12 protein-coding genes are annotated in these 19194 nt (G+C 70.0%); 6 read left to right on the forward strand and 6 right to left on the reverse strand.

Annotated features, from left to right (window positions below):
• Nucleotides 1-44 precede the first annotated feature (44 nt).
• Nucleotides 45-3587: a DNA polymerase III subunit alpha gene (gene dnaE, locus MMA15_RS04830; protein WP_241057724.1), complete on the reverse strand. Its 3543-nt coding sequence runs from the start codon at nt 3585-3587 to the stop codon at nt 45-47.
• A 316-nt stretch (nt 3588-3903) separates the two neighbouring features.
• Here dnaE and MMA15_RS04835 point away from each other — a divergent pair, with 316 nt between their 5' ends.
• The 4 genes from MMA15_RS04835 to MMA15_RS04850 all read left to right on the forward strand — a co-directional run bounded on the left by MMA15_RS04835 (nt 3904) and on the right by MMA15_RS04850 (nt 9234).
• A complete protein-coding gene (locus MMA15_RS04835; RefSeq protein WP_241057725.1) occupies nt 3904-5316 on the forward strand; it encodes a DUF2252 domain-containing protein in 1413 nt (470 codons plus the stop codon).
• Nucleotides 5317-5534: 218 nt separating this feature from the next.
• Nucleotides 5535-6329 carry a hypothetical protein gene (locus MMA15_RS04840; RefSeq protein ID WP_241057726.1) on the forward strand — a complete coding sequence of 265 codons (795 nt, stop codon included), beginning with the start codon at nt 5535-5537 and terminating at the stop codon, nt 6327-6329.
• Nucleotides 6330-6585: 256 nt separating this feature from the next.
• Nucleotides 6586-7377 (forward strand): thioredoxin domain-containing protein, encoded by a 792-nt coding sequence (locus tag MMA15_RS04845; protein ID WP_241057727.1) that lies wholly within the window; start codon nt 6586-6588, stop codon nt 7375-7377.
• A gap of 138 nt (nt 7378-7515) precedes the next feature.
• Nucleotides 7516-9234, forward strand: coding sequence for an alkaline phosphatase D family protein (locus MMA15_RS04850; protein WP_372498181.1), 1719 nt, complete (start codon nt 7516-7518; stop codon nt 9232-9234).
• Between the two features lie 84 nt (nt 9235-9318).
• Here the strand turns inward: MMA15_RS04850 and MMA15_RS04855 are convergent, their stop codons facing one another.
• Complete coding sequence (locus MMA15_RS04855; RefSeq protein ID WP_241057728.1) at nt 9319-9894, reverse strand: dienelactone hydrolase family protein; 576 nt, start codon at nt 9892-9894, stop codon at nt 9319-9321.
• A 109-nt stretch (nt 9895-10003) separates the two neighbouring features.
• On the opposite strand from MMA15_RS04855, the gene MMA15_RS04860 reads away from it, so the two are divergent.
• Complete coding sequence (locus tag MMA15_RS04860) at nt 10004-11098, forward strand: mechanosensitive ion channel family protein (protein ID WP_241057729.1); 1095 nt, start codon at nt 10004-10006, stop codon at nt 11096-11098.
• A gap of 140 nt (nt 11099-11238) precedes the next feature.
• Here MMA15_RS04860 and MMA15_RS04865 read toward each other — a convergent pair whose 3' ends face one another.
• From MMA15_RS04865 to MMA15_RS04880, 4 genes are all read right to left on the reverse strand, one after another.
• Nucleotides 11239-12831, reverse strand: a complete 1593-nt coding sequence (locus tag MMA15_RS04865) for a Na+/H+ antiporter (RefSeq protein WP_241057730.1) — start codon at nt 12829-12831, stop codon at nt 11239-11241.
• A 2-nt stretch (nt 12832-12833) separates the two neighbouring features.
• On the reverse strand, nt 12834-13775 hold the full coding sequence (locus tag MMA15_RS04870; protein WP_241057731.1) for an RluA family pseudouridine synthase: 942 nt from the start codon (nt 13773-13775) through the stop codon (nt 12834-12836).
• A gap of 83 nt (nt 13776-13858) precedes the next feature.
• On the reverse strand, nt 13859-14443 hold the full coding sequence (gene lspA / locus MMA15_RS04875; RefSeq protein WP_241057733.1) for a signal peptidase II: 585 nt from the start codon (nt 14441-14443) through the stop codon (nt 13859-13861).
• Between the two features lie 66 nt (nt 14444-14509).
• Nucleotides 14510-15436, reverse strand: coding sequence for a TraR/DksA C4-type zinc finger protein (locus tag MMA15_RS04880; protein ID WP_241057734.1), 927 nt, complete (start codon nt 15434-15436; stop codon nt 14510-14512).
• 451 nt (nt 15437-15887) lie between these two features.
• Here MMA15_RS04880 and ileS point away from each other — a divergent pair, with 451 nt between their 5' ends.
• The gene (ileS, locus tag MMA15_RS04885) at nt 15888-19055 is read left to right on the forward strand and encodes an isoleucine--tRNA ligase (protein WP_241057735.1); all 3168 of its coding nucleotides are present in this window, start codon (nt 15888-15890) and stop codon (nt 19053-19055) included.
• The last annotated feature ends 139 nt before the right edge of the window (nt 19056-19194 follow it).

The raw sequence follows: 19194 nt of genomic DNA on the forward strand, positions 1-19194 counted from the left end.
CGAAGATCCCCAACCGCCGGGCCCCGGCCCGCCGTCCGGCGCCGTCAGCCCGCCATGCAGGACGGACCGAGCAGCTCCTTGAGGTCGCCGAAGAGGGCCGGCGCGGGCGTGACCCGGTGCCGGTCCAGCCGCAGCACCGTGGTCTTGCGGGCGCCCTGGAGCCGCACCCTCACCTCGCTCGAACCCCGGTGGTGGGTGAGGACTTCGCCGAGCTTCTCCACCAGCGGCGGCGTGATCTTCACCGTGGGGATGGTGATCGTCACCGGAGCGCTCGCGGACGCCTCGCTCAGGTCGGGGATCATCAGCTCCATCGCGACCAGCCGCGGCACGTCCTCGCGCTTGTCCAGCCGTCCCTTGACGAACACGACCGCGTCCTCGACGAGTTGGGTGGAGACGAGCTGGTACGTCGCCGGGAAGAACATGCAGTCGATCGAACCGGCCAGGTCCTCCACGGTGGCGATGGCCCAGGCGTTGCCCTGCTTGGTCATCTTGCGCTGCAACCCGGAGATGATGCCGCCGATGGTCACGATCGCTCCGTCGGAGTGCTCACCGCCGGTGAGCTGGGAGATGGCGGCGTCGGCCTTCTCGTCGAGCACGTGCTCCAGTCCGAAGAGCGGATGGTCGGAGACGTAGAGACCGAGCATCTCCCGCTCCTGGGCGAGGAGATACGTCTTCTCCCATTCCTCCTCGGAGAAGGTGACGTCCAGCCCGAAGCCCGGTGAGTCGTCGCCGTCGTCGCCGCCGAGGTCCCCGAAGAGGTCGAACTGGCCCTCGGCCTCCTTGCGTTTGACCTGCACGACGTTGTCGATCATCGGCTCGAACTGTGCCGTGAGCCCCTTGCGGGTGTGGCCCATCTCGTCGAACGCGCCCGCCTTGATGAGCGATTCGACGGTGCGCTTGTTGCACACGACCGCCTCGACCTTGTCGAGGAAGTCCGGGAAGGAGGCGTACTTCCCCTTCGCCTTGCGGCACTTGACGATCGAGTCCACGACGTTCTGGCCGACGTTCCGCACGGCAGTGAGGCCGAAGACGATGGTCTTGTCGTCGCGCGAGGTGAAGTTCGCCTCCGACTCGTTGACGTCCGGGGGGAGCACCTTGATGCCCATCTTGCGGCACTCGTTGAGATACACCGCCGACTTGTCCTTGTCGTCGCGCACCGAGGTGAGCAGCGCCGACATGTACTCCGCGGGGTAGTTGGCCTTGAGATACGCCGTCCAGTACGTGACCAGTCCGTACGCGGAGGAGTGCGCCTTGTTGAAGGCGTAGCCCGCGAAGGGCACGAGCACGTCCCAGACGGCCTGGATGGCCTCGTCCGAGTAGCTCTTGTCCCGCATGCCCTTCTGGAAGTTGACGAACTCCTTGTCGAGGACCTCCTTCTTCTTCTTGCCCATCGCACGGCGAAGAAGGTCGGCCTGTCCGAGCGAGTAGCCCGCGAGCACCTGGGCGGCCTTCTGCACCTGCTCCTGGTAGACGATGAGGCCGTAGGTGACGTCGAGGACCTCCTTGAGCGGCTCCTCCAGCTCGGGGTGGATCGGGGTGATCTCCTGCTGGCCGTTCTTGCGGAGGGCGTAGTTGATGTGGCTGTTCATGCCCATCGGGCCCGGGCGGTAGAGGGCCGAGACGGCGGAGATGTCCTCGAAGTTGTCGGGTTTCATCATCCGCAGCAGGGAGCGCATGGGCCCGCCGTCGAACTGGAAGACGCCCAACGTGTCGCCGCGGCAGAGCAGTTCGAAGGTCTTGGGGTCGTCCAGCGGCAGATCCAGCAGCTTGAGGTCGACGCCCTTGTTGTTGCGGATCATCTTGACCGCGTCGTCCATGATCGTGAGGTTGCGCAGGCCGAGGAAGTCCATCTTCAGCAGGCCCAGCGCCTCGCAGCTCGGATAGTCCCACTGCGTGACGACGACGCCGTCGTTCTTCGGGGAGAAGACCGGCACGTGGTCGATCAGCCGCTCACTGGACATGATCACGCCCGCGGCGTGCACGCCCATCTGCCGCACCAGGCCCTCGATGCCACGCGCGGCGTCGATGACCTTGGTGACGTCCGGCTCGTTCTCGTACATCGCGCGGATCTCGCCCGCCTCGCTGTAGCGCGGGTGGTCCTTGTCGGTGATGCCCGACAGCGGGATGCCCTTGCCGAGGACGTCCGCGGGCATGGCCTTGGTGATGCGGTCGCCCATCGCATACGGGTAACCCAGCACGCGGGCCGAGTCCTTGATGGCGTTCTTCGCCTTGATCGTGCCGTAGGTGCCGATCATGGCGACCTTGTCCGCGCCGTACTTCTCCGTCACGTAACGGATCACGTCGCCGCGCCTGCGCTCGTCGAAGTCGATGTCGACGTCGGGCATGGTGACGCGTTCGGGGTTGAGGAACCGCTCGAAGATCAGCCCGTGCGTGACCGGGTCGAGGTCGGTGATGCCCATGGCGTACGAGACGATCGAGCCCGCGGCGGAGCCCCGGCCGGGACCGACCGCGATGCCGTTGTCCTTGGCCCAGTTGATGAAGTCGGCGACGACGAGGAAGTAGCCGGGGAAGCCCATCGAGATGATGACGTCCATCTCGTACTCGGCGAGCTCCTGGCGGTCCTGGGGGACGCCGCCGGGGTAGCGGCGGGCCATTCCCCGCTTGACCTCCTCCTTGAACCACGACACCTCGTCGTAGCCCTCGGGCACGTCGAAGCGCGGCATCAGGTTCTTCGTCTCGAACATGCCCGCGGTGTCGACGCGTTCGGCGATCAGAAGCTGGGTGTTGCGGCAGCCCTGCTGCCAGACGTCCGAGGAGTCGATGGCGTACATCTCCTCGGCCGACTTGATGTAGTAGCCCGCGCCGTCGAAGCTGAAGCGGTCGGGGTCGGAGAGATTGCTGCCGGTCTGGATGCACAGCAGGGTGTCGTGCGCCGCGGACTCGTGTTCGTAGGTGTAGTGCGAGTCGTTGGTGACCACGAACGGGGCGTCGATGCGCCTGGCGACCTCCTCGAGGCCGTCCCTCGCCCGCTTGTCGATGTCGATGCCGTGGTCCATCAGCTCGACGAAGAAGTTCTCCTTGCCGAAGATGTCCTGGAACTCCCCGGCGGCCTGCACGGCCTCCTCTAGCTGCCCCAGACGGATCTTGGTGCTCACCTCGCCCGAGGGGCAGCCGGTGGTGGCCATCATCCCCTTCGCATACTCGGCGAGCAGTTCGCGGTCCATGCGGGGCTTGCGGAAGAAGCCCTCCAGACCGGCGCGGGACTGGGCCCGGTAGAGGTTGTGCAGGCCCTCCTTGTCCCGGGCCCACATCGTCATGTGCGTGTACGCGCCGTTACCGGAGACGTCGTCGCGCTTCTGGTGCGGGGTGCCCCACTTGACCGGGCGCATGTTCCGCCGGTGGTCCGGGGCGACGTACGCCTCGATGCCCATGATCGGGGTGACACCGGCGTCCTTGGCCTGGTGGAAGAAGTCGTAGGCGCCGTGGAGATTCCCGTGGTCCGTCATCGCGATGTGCGACATGCCCATCTGCTCACAGGCCTTGAACATGTCCTTCAGCCGCGCCGCGCCGTCCAGGAGCGAATACTGAGTGTGCACGTGAAGATGTGTGAACGGCTGGTCGGTCACGGCGCGGGACACCTCCGGGCACGGGTTCTGCTGGACGATTCCGGAGTCTACGACCCGCCACCGACAACGCGGACGGGCGGCGGCCGGTCCCCAACTCCCGGGCGGCGCGCGGCGGTACGGCCCGGCGGCGCGGCCCGGTCACGAGCGGCCGCGCGGGCTCTGCGCGGCAGCCGGTCCCGGCACAACGCACCGGGGCGCGCCATCGGCTCCGCACGCCTTTCTCTCCGCTTTACCGCCTCCCCCAACGCTTCTTTGCGCTCCGTGCGAGAAGATCCCGTCGGCACCAGCACGTCGACGACCCGGAAGGGCGGCACCAATGGCAACGCAGCAGACCGGCAGCGCGGACGCCCGCGCCGAGCGGATCCTGGAGGTCTTCGACACCGCCTTCGGAGAGCTTCTGGCCGCCGATCCGGCCGCCTTCCAGGTCAAGTTCCGCAAGATGGCGGCCTCCGCGTTCGCCTTCTACCGCGGCACCGCCTGCCTCTTCTACGCCGACGCCACCGAGGAGTACGAGCGCAGCGACGCCCCGGCGAGAGCGGGGAACGGCACGGAAGGCGCCGACGGCCCCGGACTCGGCGGCCCCTTCCTCGACGAACGCACCGGCCGGGTCTGGATCCACGGCGATCTGCACGCCGAGAACTTCGGCACGTACATGGACGCCAACGGACGGCTCACCTTCAACGTCAACGACTTCGACGAGGCGTTCGTCGGCCCCTTCACCTGGGACCTGAAGCGCTTCGCCGCCTCCGTGGCGCTGCTCGGCTACAGCAAGGCCCTCAGCGACGAGCAGATCACCGGCCTGGTGCGCGCCTACGCCGGCGCCTACCGCGAGCGCATCCGCCACCTCGCCGAGCGCGACGCGGGCGTACGGGACGACCTCAAGGACGACGACGGCGCGCCCTCGCTCACCCTCGACACCGCGAGCGGCCCCGTACTCGCAGCGCTGCGCTCCGCACGCGCCAACACCCGCTTCGCGCTGCTGGAGAGCATGACCGAGATCCGCGACTGGGAACGCCGCTTCACGCCCGGCGGCGGCACCGTCGAACTGGACGAGGCGACCCGCTCCGAGGTGCTGGAGGCATTCGACGCGTACATCCGCACGCTGCCGGGCGCGACCCGGTTCCGTACCGACGCCTACCGGGTCAAGGACGTCGTCGGACGCCGCGGCATCGGCATCGGCAGCGCCGGGCTGCCCTCGTACAACATCCTGCTCGAAGGCCACAGCGACGCCCTCGAGAACGACCTGGTGATCTATATGAAGCAGGCGCAGACCCCCGCCGTCGCGCGCCACATCACCGACCCCGCCATCCACGGCTACTTCCTCCACGAGGGCCACCGCACGGTGATCTCGCAGCGGGCGCTTCAGGCGCACGCGGACCCGTGGCTGGGCTGGACCGAACTGCGTGGCGCGGGCCAGCTCGTCGCCGAGGTCTCGCCCTACGCCGTCGACCTGGACTGGTCGGACCTGGACGACCTCGGCGCCATCACCCAGGTCGTCGGCGACCTCGGCCGGGCCACAGCGACCATGCACGGCGCCGCCGACGTCGAGAGCGGCCACTCCCTGGTGCCCTTCTCCACCGAGCGCGCCATCGACGCGGCGATCGCCAAGGACGAGGAGGGCTTCCCGCGGATGCTGACCGACTTCGCGCACGACTACGGTTCGAGGGCGAGGCGCGACCACCAGATCTTCGTGGACCTCTTCCGCAACGGCCGTATCCCCGGGCTGTAGCCGGAGCCCGGTGCACCGGTCCTGCGAGGGGCGGCGGCCCTGCGGGGAGCGGCACGGCCAGGGTGGGAGGGCGGCCGGAGGGAGCGACGGACGGGGACCGCCCGCGGACCGGTCCGGGCTCTGTGACGCGGAGGTCCGCGATCCAGGGGCGGAGGTCCGCGATCCAGGGGCCCGCATTTAAAGACCCCTTACCCCTCCGCATGGCACACTTCCCGGCGATGGACATGGATGCGGCAGGCATACGGACAGTGCGGGCGGTCGTCTTCACCGTGCTGTGCGTAACGCTGTCCGCCGGGTCCCACGTACTGCTCTCCGGGGTGCCGCTCCCCCTCGGCCCGCTGCTCGCGGTCACCGGCGTGATCTTCCTGCTCGCCTTCGCCCTCGCGGACCGCGAGCGGAGCTACGGGCGCATCGCCGCCGTGCTCATCCCGCTGGAGCTGCTCGCCGACACCGTCTTCACCTCCGGCCAGCACACCTGTTACGGGCAGGCGGGCGGCCCGGTCACCGGTCCCCTTCGCTCCGTGGGCGTCGATCTGCTGTGCGGCGGCGGCGACTTCGGCGCCGGACTGACCCACGTCGCCTCGCAGGGCGGGCACGGCGCCGCCGACGCGCTCTCGCGTAGCGCTCAGGGCGGCGGCGCGGGAGGCGGCACGGGCGCACTCGGCCAGTTCGGGGCCTCCGGTCAGGCAGGGCCGCTGGGTCCGCTCGGTCCGCTGGACGCCGCCCCCTCGGCGACGCCGTTCCTGCTGCTCGCCGCGCACGTGGCCGTCGGGCTGGTGGCCGCCGCCTGGCTGCGACGCGGCGAGGCGGCGCTGGCGAAACTGCTGCGCGCGGCCTCGGTAACGGCGTTCCGGCCGCTGCGGCTGGCGTTCGCCGCCGGTGGCCGTACGTACGACTGCTGCGGACCCGCCCCGGCCCCGCGGTCGCTGCCCGTGCTGGGCCCTCGCGCTCTGCCGCTGCTGACCCACTCCGTGCACCGACGAGGACCGCCGGCGCTGCTGCTCGCAGCCTGACCGCCCGAGTCCGGCGCGCCCGGGTCGAGCCGGCACGCCAGGCCTCACAGACCCGGCCGCGGCAACAGCCCGGTTGCGACCGGCCGCAACGGCCGGGCACCGGCGCCCCGTTCGGCCCGGCGGACCTCGGCCACCCGGCTACCGGGCCGGCCGCCCAGCCGCCAGGGCAGGCGAGCACGCGAGCACACCACAGCCACAGCCCATCCGTCGTTCCATACGCAGACCGCGTACTTACGCAATTACGGAGAAGGAACCCATGAGCAAGCGCAACAGCCAGGAAGCAAAGCGCGCCGCCCGCGATCGGCTGCGCGCGGAGCGCGAGCGGCAGGCCAAGAAGGACAAGATGCGCCGCCAGGCACTCGTCGGCGTCGCCGTCGTCGGCGTACTGGCCGTGGCCGGCGGCATCTTCTTCGCCGTCACCAAACTCACCGCGCCCAGCGGCTGGGAGGCGGCCAAGGACCAGAAGCTGGTCAAGCCCGCCAACTCGTCTGGGAAGAACGGCGAGTTCATCGTCGCCGGCGGCGAGAACGCGAAGAAGACCGTCGACATCTACGAGGACCTGCGCTGCCCGGCGTGCGCCCAGTTCGAGCAGGGCGCGGGCAAGATCCTCGTCAAGGGCGCCGAGCAGAACAAGTACAAGCTGAAGGTGCACCTGGGCGACCTGATCGACGGCAACCTCGGCGGCGACGGCTCCAAGAACGCCATCAGCGCCCTGGGCGCGGCGCTCAATGTGAGCAAGGGCGCCTATCAGGACTACCACGACAAGCTGTACTCCCCGAAGTTCCATCCGGAGGAGAGCCAGGACAAGTTCGCCGACGACGACTACCTCCTGGAGGTGGCCGACACCGTACCGGCGCTGAAGAACAACGGCGGCTTCAAGAAGGCCCTGGAGGAGGGCACTTACGACAAGTGGGCGCTGGAGATGGTCGACGGATTCAAGAAGGGCAAGGTGCAGGCCACGCCCACGATCCGTATCGAGGGTAAGGACGTCGAGCAGCAGCAGCTCCCGGCCGAGCTCCAGAAGCTGGGCGTGAAGCTCAGCGGCTGACCGCTCCCGCCCGGGGGGTTCGCGCCGTTCCATGCCGCTTCATCCCCCGTGACGGGCGGCCGAATTCGCCCCGACGGGAAGGCGAACTCCTGTGAGTTCCCTGCCCGTCGGGGCTACTTGTGCGTAACATCAAGGTCCGTGACCAATACACATGGTGAATCCCCCACATCTGCTCCGGCGGAGAGACCCGGGCACAGACCCGGCTCCGACGTCACATCCAGACCCGGACGTCCCAGGCGCCGCACGGTAGTCGCGGCCACCGCCGCCTCCGCGGCACTGCTCCCCCTCGCCGGCGGCGCGACCGGCGCACACGCGGCCGAGGGCCCCTCCTTCCTCCACGGCGTGGCCTCCGGCGATCCGCTGCCGGACGGCGTACTGCTGTGGACTCGCGTCACCCCCAGCGCGGACGCCGTACCCGGATCGGGCAAGGGCGGCCCGGTCACGGTGAGTTGGGAAGTCGCAGAGGACGAGGGCTTCCGCAAGGTCGTGGCCCGCGGCACCGCGAAGGCCGAAGCCGCCTCAGACCACACCGTCAAGGCCGACGTACGAGGACTCTCGCCGGACACCTCCTACTGGTTCCGCTTCAGCGCCGGCAACGCCGACTCCCCTGCCGCGCGCACCCGTACGGCGCCCGCCGAGGACGCCGACACCCCCAACCTCCGCTTCGGCGTGGTCTCCTGCGCGCACTACGAGGCCGGCTACTTCTCCTCGTACAGACATCTCGCCGCACGCTCCGATCTGCACGCGGTCCTCCATCTCGGCGACTACATATACGAGTACGGGCACGAGGGGTACCCCCTGCGAGGGGCGGACACCGTGCGCACCGTCCAGCCCGAACACGAGACCGTCACACTCGCCGACTACCGGCTGCGGCACGGGCACACCAAGCTCGACCCCGACGTACAGGCCATGCACGCCGCGCACCCCCTCGTCGCCATGTGGGACGACCACGAATTCGCCAACGACGCCTGGTCGGGCGGCGCCGAGAACCACACCGAGGGCCAGGAGGGCACCTGGGCGGACCGCCGACGGGCCGCGCAGCAGGCGTACTTCGAGTGGATGCCCGTACGCCCCTCCACCGGAGGCACCACCTACCGCCGGCTGCGCTTCGGACGCCTCGCGGATCTGCACCTGCTCGACCTGCGCTCCTTCCGCGACGAGCAGGCGTCCATCGGCGACGGCGACGTCATCGACGACCCCGACCGCACCCTCACGGGCCGCAAGCAGCTCGACTGGCTCAAGTCCGGCCTTTCGGCCTCGGCTTCGCGCTGGCGCATGGTCGGTACGTCGGTGATGATCGCGCCGATCGCGTTCGGTGCCGTACCGGCCCATCTGCTGGGCCCGCTCGCGGAGTTGCTGGGCATTCCCAAGGAGGGCCTGGCCGTCAACGTCGACCAGTGGGACGGCTACACGGACGACCGCCGCGAGCTGCTGACGCATCTGCGCGACCAGCACATCGACAACACCGTCTTCCTCACCGGCGACATCCATATGGCCTTCGCCAACGAGGTGCCGGTGAAGGCCGCGACCTATCCCGAAGACGCGCCCGTGGCAACGGAGTTCGTCGTCACGTCCGTCACCTCCGACAATCTCGACGACGTGCTGAACGTCGCGCCCGACACCGTCTCGTCCGTCGCCGAGGCCGCCGTCAAGGCCACCAACGGGCATGTGCGATGGCTGGACATGGACTCGCACGGCTACGGAGTCCTCGACGTCGACTCCGAGCGGGCGCACATGGACTACTTCGTGCTGTCCGACAAGGCCGACCGCGACGCCACCGCCGAGGTGCGCCGCTCCTACCGGACGCTCTCCGGCACCCAGCGCCTGGAGAAGGCGGACGGGCCGCTGGACGCCTGACCGGCCGCCTATGGGACACCACCGGGCCGGACGGCCGTCCCCGACCGGCCTGGTGGACGCCGGCCCGCGTCCCCGCCGGGGCGGTCACCCCACGCTGTCGAGGAACCCCAGCGCCGTGCGCCAGGTGCGCTCCGCCGCGTCCTCGTCGTAGTCGTCCAGATCCTCGTCGGTGAACAGATGTCCCGCCCCCGGGGACCGGAAGACCTCGACGTCCGCGCCCGCACCCCGCATCCGCAGATACCAGGCGTTCAGCCAGTCGTGCGGCTCGAAGGGGTCGGGGTCGGCGACGTGAAGCTGTACGGGCAGATCGTCCACGGCGGCGTCCTCCGCGAGGTCCGACGTGCCGTGCAGCAGGAGCAGCGCCCGCGCCCGCTCGTCGGCCAGGGCGAGGTTCTGCGCGATGGCACCGCCGAGGGAGAACCCCCCGTAGACCAGGCCCCGTTCGGAGAGCGGAGCGGTCACGGTGACGGCCCGCATCAGCAGTTCGTCCCGGCCGATCTCGTCCTTCAGCTCCATGCCCTCCTCGACGGTCGCCGCCGTACGGCCGTCGAAGAGGTCCGGGGTGTGCACCTCATGACCGGCGGCGCGCAGCCGGTCCGCCGCCCTGTGCACGGCGGGTCGCAGCCCGTGGACGGAGTGGAACAGCACGACGGTGGCCAAAGTGTCACTTCCCTCACATAGCGCCTGCGGACCCGATACGGGCCGGGACCCCGCACATGGTGGCAGGTACGGTCGGCAGTGCCCGTCAACCCCGAGGAGTCATCCCGCCATGGAGAACGTGCTACGGCCGCTCATCGTGTTCGGCGGTGCGATCGTGCTCGCGTTCGCCGTCGCATGGGGAGTCGACCGGCTGCTGCGCCGGGTCGACGCCCGCCGCCCGGAGACGCCGCTGTGGGGCCTGCTGCGCCGTGGGCGCGTGCCGCTCCAGGCCGTCGTCTTCGTAGCGCTCCTCAACATCTTCTACGACCAGGCCGAGATCGCCAGGCACTACCGTCCGGCCGTCAACCTGTGGCTGCACATCATCCTCATCGCGGCCACCGCCTGGCTGGCGCTGCGCGTGCTCGCCGCCGTCGTGGAGACGACGACCGTGCGCTACGCGGGCGTGGCCCACGACCCGGCACGCGCCCGGCGTGTGAAGACCCAGCTCACGCTGATCCAGCGCCTGGTCACCACGGTCGTGGTGGTGATCGCCGCCTCCGCGATCCTCCTCCAGTTCGACGCGATGAAGACGCTGGGCACCTCGATGCTCGCGTCCGCCGGCGTGCTGGGAATCGTCGCGGGCATCGCCGCCCAGTCCACCCTGGGCAACCTCTTCGCGGGGCTGTCCATCGCCTTCGGCGACATGGTGCGCATCGGCGACGAGGTCGTCGTGGACGGGGAGTTCGGCACGGTCGACGAGATCACCGTCTCCTATCTGGTGCTTCGCACATGGGACGAGCGCCGCGTGACGATGCCGGTCTCGTACTTCACCAGCAAGCCCTTCGAGAACTGGTCACGCGGCGGGCCGCAGATGCACGGCACCGTCTACCTCCAGCTCGACCACTCCGCGCCCATCGCGGAGCTGCGCAAGCGGACCGAGGAGCTGGTGCGCGCCAACGACCTCTGGGACGGGCGCAGTTGGAGCCTCGTCGTCACCGACACCACTCCCACCACCATCGAGGTCCGTGCCGCCGTCTCGGCCCGTACCTCCGACGACCTGTGGACGCTCCGCTGCGACCTGCGCGAGCAGCTCGTCGAATGGCTCCAGCGTGAACACCCCTACGCGCTGCCCGGAATCCGCCTCTCCTCCGCGGGCGACCCGCCCGGTACGTACCCCAACGGCCGCCCGGAACACCGCAACCACCAGGAGAGCGGCCTCCCCTGACCGTGGGACCGGGCCGGGCCCGCGGGTGCGGACCGGCCGCCGCGGACCTGCCGCCGCAGACCGGGCGACTCGGGGGAGGGGGCACATCCCCGTAAGGCGACCCAGACGGGCCCGGACGGCCCGATAACCGTCCCGCCGCCTCAGATCCGGAAGCTGCGCAGATCGAGCTGATGCAGCACCCGGTCGCAGATCTCCGGGTCCGCGCCCGGCTCCCCGCGTGCCGCGAGGACCTCGTGACGGGCGGCGGAGAGCAGTTCGCCGTTGAGCCGGTGGACCTTCTTCATCCGGGACGCACGCCGCGAGTACGCCTCGCGCCGCTCCTCGTCCACGATGTCCGGCGAGATGCGTGCGCCCACATCGTGCGCCCGCCGCAGCAGCGCCTCCGAGACCTCCTCCGGAAGGTCCTCGTCCGCTTCGATCTCACGCAGCCGCCGTCTCGCCGCCTTCGCGCAGCGCATCGCCAACTGCCGCTCCAGCTCCCGTTCCGCGGCGCTGTCCGCCCGTACCCGCAGCCGCTTCACCAGCCACGGCAGCGTCAGCCCCTGTAGTACGAGAGTGGCCAGCACGACGGCGAAGGCGATGAAGAGTATGGCGTCGCGCTCCGGGAAGTCGCCGCCGCCCTCGACGGTCAGCGGCACCGCGAGCGCCAGCGCCACCGACGCCACCCCGCGCATCCCGGCCCACCAGACGACCGTCGTCTCACGCCAGTTGAGCGGGATGTCCTCGTCGAGGTCCTTGCGCCGGTGCAGCCGCTTGGCCAACCGCGCCGCAGGCAGCAGCCACACCAGCCGGATCACGACCACCGCGGCGATCACGGCGAGCGCGGCAGGCAGCAGTTCGCTCCACCGCCCGCTCACGGGGCCCACCACGACGGCCAGTTCGAGCCCGATCAGCCCGAAGGCGACGCCGGTGACGAGCGTGTCGACGATCGACCAGAAGCTCTGCCCGACCAGCCTTCCCTGTACGTCGTCGGCGTCCACCGCACGCCCCGAGGAGAGGTACAGCGCGGTCATCAGCACCGCCAGCACACCGGAGCCCTTCAGCTCCTCCGCCAGTACGTACGAGGCGAACGGCACCAGTAGCGTCAGCCCCGTCTGAAGCGTCGCGTCCGCGAGGAACCCCGCGAGCTTGTTCGCCGCCCACCCCAGCGCCAGCCCCACCAGCACGGCAACCACACCGGAGAGCACCAGCTCCCCCACGGCGCCGCCTACCGAGAACGTCCCCGTGACGGCCGCGGCCACCGCCACGTGGTAGAGCGTGATCGCGGTGACGTCGTTGAAGAGGCCCTCGCCCTCCAGGATGGACACCAGCCGCCGCGGCAGCCCCAGCCTCCCCGCGACCGACGTCGCCGCCACGGGATCGGGCGGCGCGACGAGCGCCCCGAGAGCGACGGCCCCGGCTATGCCCAGCCCCGGCACCAGGGCGTGCGCCACGGCAGCGACCACCGCGGTCGTCACGAAGACCAGCGCCACCGCCAGCAGCAGGATCGGCCGCCTGTTCGCCGCGAACTGACGCCACGACGTACGGTGCACCGCCGCGTAGAGCAGCGGCGGCAGCACCAGCGGCAGGATGAACTCCGGCGGCACCTCCACGTCCGGCACGAACGGCAGCAGCGCCAGCACCCCGCCCAGCAGCGTCATCAGCACCGGCGAGGGCACACCCGTACGGTCCCCGAGCGGGACGGTCAGTACGGCGCCGAGCAGCAGCGCGAAGAGCAGAGCGAGCTGGTCCACCCCTACGCGCTCTCCGCACGCACCAGGTCGAGGGCCCGCTGAAGGTCGTCCGGGTAGGCGCTCTCGTACTCCACCCACTGCCCGTCGGACGGATGCTCGAAGGAGAGCCGCACGGCGTGCAGCCACTGCCGCTCCAGGCGCAGCCGCTTGGCGAGCGTCGGGTCGGCCCCGTAGGTGAGGTCGCCCACGCACGGGTGCCGGTGCGCGGCCATGTGCACCCGGATCTGATGCGTACGCCCGGTCTCCAGCTTGATGTCGAGAAGGCTGGCCGCGCGGAACGCCTCGATCAGGTCGTAGTGCGTGACCGAAGGCTTGCCGTCGGCGGTGACGGCCCACTTGTAGTCGTGCTGCGGATGCCGTCCGACAGGAGCGTCGATCGTGCCGCTGAGCGGATCGGGATGCCCCTGCACCAGCGCGTTGTACCGCTTGTCCACGGCCCGCTCCCGGAACTGCTGCTTCAGCAGCGTGTACGCACGCTCCGACTTGGCGACGACCATCAGCCCGGAGGTGCCCACGTCCAGCCGGTGCACGATGCCCTGCCGCTCCGCCGCACCCGAGGTGGCGATCGAGTAACCGGCTGCGGCGAGCCCGCCGATCACGGTGGGACCGCTCCAGCCGGGGCTGGGATGCGCGGCGACGCCCACGGGCTTGTCGACGACAACGACATCGGCGTCGTCGTGCACGACGGTCATGCCCTCCACGGGCTCGGCCACGATCCGTACCGGCTCGGGCGGAGGCGGCAGCTCCACCTCCAGCCACGCACCCCCGTGCACCCGGTCCGACTTTCCTGCCTCGGTGCCGTCGAGCAACACCTTTCCACCTGCGGCCAGTTCGGCCGCCTTGGTACGTGAGAAGCCGAACATCCGGGCGATGGCGGCGTCGACGCGCTCGCCCTCCAGACCGTCCGGTACGGGCAGGGTGCGGGTTTCGGGGATCGTGCTCACCCGATCGAGTATGCCGGAAGCCGCGGTCCGCTTCGTCACCGAGTGCTGCGGCCCGGGCACCGGGCGCCCCGGTTCAAGCCGGGTCAGTCGTCGCGGTGGACGGTCCCGTCCGGGTCCAGGCCACGGAAGGAGAGGATCACGATGAGAATGCCCCCGCACACGATCGCCGAGTCCGCGAGGTTGAACACCGCGAAGTGCGTGGGCGCGATGAAGTCCACGACGGCGCCCTGGAAGACACCGGGCGACCGGAAGACCCGGTCGGTGAGATTCCCGAACGCGCCGCCCAGCAGCAGCCCCAGCGCGATCGCCCACGGAGCGCTGTAGAGCCGCCTCGCGATACGGGCGATGACGACGATCACGACGGCGGCGATAGCGGTGAGGACGATGGTCAGCGCCTCGCCGATGCCGAAGGCCGCGCCCCGGTTCCGTACGACGTCGAGCTGGAGCACCGTGCCGATCACCTGGATCGGTGCGTGGTGCTCCAGACCGGCGACCACGATCAGCTTGCTGACCAGGTCCAGGGCGTACGCGAGAGCGGCCACGGAGATGAGCACGCCGATCCGGCGCCTGCCGCGGGGAGCGGTCCCCTCATCGTCACCGCCCGCACCGTCGGCGGGCTCTTCCGTGGTCTCTTCAGGGGTACCGATGGTCCGCTCCGCCTCTGTCACCCGACGAGGGTACGACATGTGAGGACGGCCTCGGCCCCCTTCACTGCCCGCCCGCCCCTCAGGCACCTAGCGCCGCTCCTGCTGCTGCTTGCACTCGACGCAGAGCGTCGCCCGGGGGAAGGCCTGCATCCGGGCCTTGCCGATGGGGTTTCCGCAGTTCTCGCAGAGGCCGTACGTACCGGCGTCGAGCCGCTCGATGGCCCGCTCGGTCTGGTAGAGCATCTCCCGGGCGTTGGCGGCCAGCGCCATCTCGTGCTCGCGGGTGATGTTCTTCGTCCCGGTGTCGGCGTCGTCGTCACCGGCTCCGTCGCCGGAGTCGCGCATGAGCCCGTCGAGCGCCTCGCCGGAGGCCACGAGTTCGTCCCTCAGCCGCTGGGCCTCGCTCTCGAGTTCGCCGCGGGCCTCCTCGACCTCTTGCGGCGTCCACGGCTCCTCGCCGGCACGTACGGCGAGTTCGCCCGGTTCCGCGGGAGCGGCGACCGCACGCGCCGTGGGAACCTTCTCGGCCTTCGCCACCGGAGTCTTCTTCGCAGCCACCTTCTCGGCTCCTGTCGTCTGCTTCTTCGCCGTGGTCTTCTTCGGCGCGGTCCTCGCCGGCTTCGCGGCTTCCGTGCCCTTCTTCCGGGCCCTGGAGGTCTTCTTCGCGGTCTTCTTCGCAGCACGCTCCGGCGCTGCGGCCTTCTTCGGTGCTGTCTTCCCCGTCTTCTTCTGCGCCGCCTTCTTCTCAGCCGCGCTCTTCTTCGCGGGCCCCTCCCCCTTCACCCCGGCCTTTCCGGTCTCTCCGGCTGTGGCCTTCGCCGCCTTGGTCTTCTTCCCCGCCGTGCTCCGCTTCTTCCCCGCCGTCTTCTTCGGTGCCGCCTTCGCCGACTTCTTCGCGGCCTTCTTCTTCGGTGCGGCACGGCCGGCCGCGGAGGTCTCGTTCGGTGCCGCGGCCTTGTTCGTGGACTTGTCAGCAGCCGCAGGGGAACTCGCGGCAGATCCTCTCGCCACCATGGCCGTGGCCCCTTCACATATTGTGATCTTGCTCGCGAAACGTGACCGGAACGATAAATCGACTCCGAACGCTCGACAACTGGGGCACGCCGGTCTCCAATCCGTTGTGCCCCGCCCGGCCCTGCGAAAACCGCCCCGCCCCAGTGCGCGAAGCCCCGTACACTGGGCGCAGCGACAGGCGATGAAGGGGACGAGTAGCGTCCGTACGCAGCCGCGAGCGACCCGGGGACGGTGTGAGCCCGGGGGCCTGCACGGCGCGAAGATCACCCCGGAGCCGCCGGAAGAAAGCGCCCGGTCCGGCCGGCGTGAGTAGAACCGGCAGCGCACCCCAATGAGGGGGCAGTGGGCCCGGCCCGCTGCCAAGGAGGGTGGTACCGCGGGGCCGCGGCCGTTCAGGCAGGCGCTCTCGTCCCTCCGACGGAAGCAGAGAAGTCCGCCGGAGGAAGTTCCGATGCCGCAGTACCGACAGGTGCCCGCCCAGGTAGACCTGCCCGCCCTTGAGCACGCCGTGCTCGACTTCTGGCAGGAGCACAAGGTCTTCGCCCGCACCCTCGAACAGTCCGAGGGCCGGCCCGAGTGGGTCTTCTACGAGGGTCCGCCCACCGCCAACGGCATGCCCGGCGCCCACCACATCGAGGCCAGGGTCTTCAAGGACGTCTTCCCCCGCTTCCGTACGATGCGCGGCTACCACGTGGCGCGCAAGGCCGGCTGGGACTGCCACGGACTGCCCGTGGAGCTCGCGGTGGAGCGGGAGTTGGGCTTCAACGGCAAGCAGGACATCGAGGACTACGGCATCGCCGAGTTCAACGCCCGCTGCCGCGAGTCCGTCACCCGGCATACCGACGCCTTCGCCGAACTGACGACGCGCATGGGCTACTGGGTCGACATGGACGACGCCTACCGCACCATGGACCCGGAGTACGTGCAGTCGGTCTGGTGGTCGCTGAAGCAGATCTTCGAGAAGGGCCTGCTGGCCCAGGACCACCGCGTCGCCCCCTGGTGCCCGAGGTGCGGCACGGGCCTCTCCGACCACGAACTCGCCCAGGGCTACGAGACGGTCGTCGACCCGTCGGTCTACGTGCGCTTTCCGCTGAGGTCCGGTCCGCTGGCCGGCGAGGCGTCCCTGCTCGTGTGGACGACCACTCCCTGGACGCTCGTCTCCAACACCGCGGTCGCCGCGCACCCCGACGTCGACTACGTGGTAGCGACCGACGGGTTGGAGAAGGTCGTCGTCGCCGAACCGCTGCTGGACAAGGCGCTGGGCGAAGGCTGGGAGGCCACCGGACAGACCTTCACCGGCGCCGAGATGGAACGCTGGGGCTACGAACGCCCGTTCAACATCGTGGAGATGCAGGGCGCCCACTTCGTCGTCAACGCCGACTACGTCACCACCGAGGACGGCACCGGCCTGGTCCACCAGGCGCCCGCCTTCGGTGAGGACGACATGCGCACCTGCCGGGCCTACGGCCTGCCCGTCGTCAACCCGGTGCGCCCCGACGGCACCTTCGAGGCCGGACTGCACCTGGTGGAGGGGCAGTTCTTCAAGAAGGCCGACGAAGCGCTCGTCGCCGACCTCGACGCACGCAACCTGCTGCTGCGCCACGTCCCCTACGAGCACAGCTATCCGCACTGCTGGCGCTGCCACACGGCGCTGCTCTACTACGCCCAGCCGTCCTGGTACATCCGTACCACCCGGATCAAGGACGCGCTGCTGGAGCAGAACGAACTCACCAACTGGTATCCGGAGTCGGTGAAGCACGGCCGCTTCGGCGACTGGCTCGACAACAACATCGACTGGGCCCTCAGCCGCAACCGCTACTGGGGCACCCCGCTGCCCATCTGGCGCTGCGAGGAAGGCCACTTGACGTGCGTCGGCTCACTCGCGGAGCTGACGAAGCTGACGGGCACCGACCAGTCGTCCCTCGACCCGCACCGCCCCTACATCGACGCGGTCACCTTCGGCTGCCCCGCCGAGGGCTGCTCCCTGGAGGCGGCACGCGTCCCCGAGGTCATCGACGCGTGGTACGACTCGGGCGCGATGCCCTTCGCGCAGTGGGGATACCCGTACAAGAACAAGGAGTTGTTCGAGAAGCGCTATCCCGCGCAGTTCATCTCCGAGGCCATCGACCAGACCCGCGGCTGGTTCTACACGCTGATGGCCGTCGGCACGCTCGTGTTCGAGAAGTCCTCCTACGAGAGCGTCGTCTGCCTCGGCCACATCCTCGCCGAGGACGGCCGGAAGATGTCCAAGCACCTGGGCAACATCCTGGAGCCGATCCCGCTGATGGATCAGCACGGCGCCGACGCGGTGCGCTGGTTCATGGCGGCGGGCGGCTCGCCCTGGGCGGCACGCCGGGTCGGGCACGGCACGATCCAGGAGGTCGTCCGCAAGACGCTGCTGACCTTCTGGAACACGGTCGCCTTCCAGGCGCTCTACGCCCGTACGTCCGGCTGGTCGCCCTCCGCGTCGGACCCCGCGCCCGACGGCAGGCCGCTGCTGGACCGCTGGCTGCTGAGCGAACTGCACGCGCTGGTCGACCAGGTGACGCTCGCGATGGAGAACTACGACACCCAGCGCGCCGGCAAACTGCTGTCGACCTTCGTAGACGATCTGTCCAACTGGTATGTGCGGCGCTCGCGTCGGCGCTTCTGGCAGGGCGACCCGGCGGCGCTGCGTACGCTCCACGACACCCTGGAGACGGTGACGCGGCTGATGGCACCGATCGTGCCGTTCGTCACCGAGCGGGTCTGGCAGGACCTGATCGTTCCGGTCACGCCGGGAGCGCCGGATTCGGTGCATCTCACCGACTGGCCCGAGGCGGACCTGTCCAAGGTCGACCCCGAACTGTCGCAGGACATGCTTCTGGTGCGCCGCCTGGTCGAGTTGGGGCGCGCGACCCGCGCCGAGTCGGGCGTGAAGACACGTCAGCCGCTGTCCCGCGCCCTCGTCGCCGCGTCCGGCTTCGAGACCCTCTCCCCCGACCTCCGCAACCAGATCACCGAGGAGCTGAACGTCTCGGAGCTGGCGTCCCTCTCGGAGGTCGGCGGCTCCCTCGTCGACACCACCGCGAAGGCCAACTTCCGTGCCCTGGGCCGCCGTTTCGGCAAGGGCACCCAGGCCGTGGCGAAGGCGATCGCCGACGCGGACGCGGCGGCGCTCTCGGCGGCGCTCCGCGAAGGCACGGCCGCGGTCGAGGTGGACGGCGAGCAAGTCCCGCTCACACCCGAGGAAGTGATCATCACCGAGACCCCCCGCGAGGGCTGGTCCGTCGCGTCCGACTCGGGAGCCACGGTCGCCCTGGACCTGGAGATCACACCGGAGTTGCGCCGCGCGGGCCTCGCCCGCGACGCCATCCGCCTCATCCAGGAGGCCCGTAAGAACAGCGGCCTCGACGTCGCGGACCGCATCGCGCTGCGCTGGTCCTCTACGGACGAGGAGGTCGAGCGGGCGCTGGTGGAGCACGCCGGTCTGATCCGGGAGGAGGTCCTCGCCGAGGACTTCGCGCCGGCGGCGGAAGGCGCCTCCGGGGACGAGCCCGCCGGCGGCGGGGACTCCGACTTCGGCGCCCCCTTCGAGGACGAGGCTCTCTCCCTCGTCTTCCGCCTGCGCAAGCTCTGACGAGCCGCTCGTACGGGAGCCGGGCACAGGCCCTGGGACGCCCCGCTCGGGGTGCCCCAGGGCCCTGTCGAGCACCACGGCGCCCTCGGGCTCCCGTACGCCCCCGGCAGCGCCCGCCCGCAAAGCCCCTGAGCGTCCG

It is taken from the genome of Streptomyces marispadix, from assembly GCF_022524345.1.
GTDB classification, from domain to species: Bacteria; Actinomycetota; Actinomycetes; order Streptomycetales; family Streptomycetaceae; genus Streptomyces; species Streptomyces marispadix.

Excerpts from the sequence above, each read along its gene's own strand:
- MMA15_RS04835 (WP_241057725.1), top strand. The coding sequence starts at position 3,904 with ATGGCAACGCAGCAGACCGGCAGCGCGGACGCCCGCGCCGAGCGGATC.
- MMA15_RS04840 (WP_241057726.1), top strand. The coding sequence starts at position 5,535 with ATGGACATGGATGCGGCAGGCATACGGACAGTGCGGGCGGTCGTCTTC.
- MMA15_RS04845 (WP_241057727.1), top strand. The coding sequence starts at position 6,586 with ATGAGCAAGCGCAACAGCCAGGAAGCAAAGCGCGCCGCCCGCGATCGG.
- MMA15_RS04860 (WP_241057729.1), top strand. The coding sequence starts at position 10,004 with ATGGAGAACGTGCTACGGCCGCTCATCGTGTTCGGCGGTGCGATCGTG.
- MMA15_RS04880 (WP_241057734.1), bottom strand. The coding sequence starts at position 15,436 with ATGGTGGCGAGAGGATCTGCCGCGAGTTCCCCTGCGGCTGCTGACAAG.
- ileS (WP_241057735.1), top strand. The coding sequence starts at position 15,888 with ATGCCGCAGTACCGACAGGTGCCCGCCCAGGTAGACCTGCCCGCCCTT.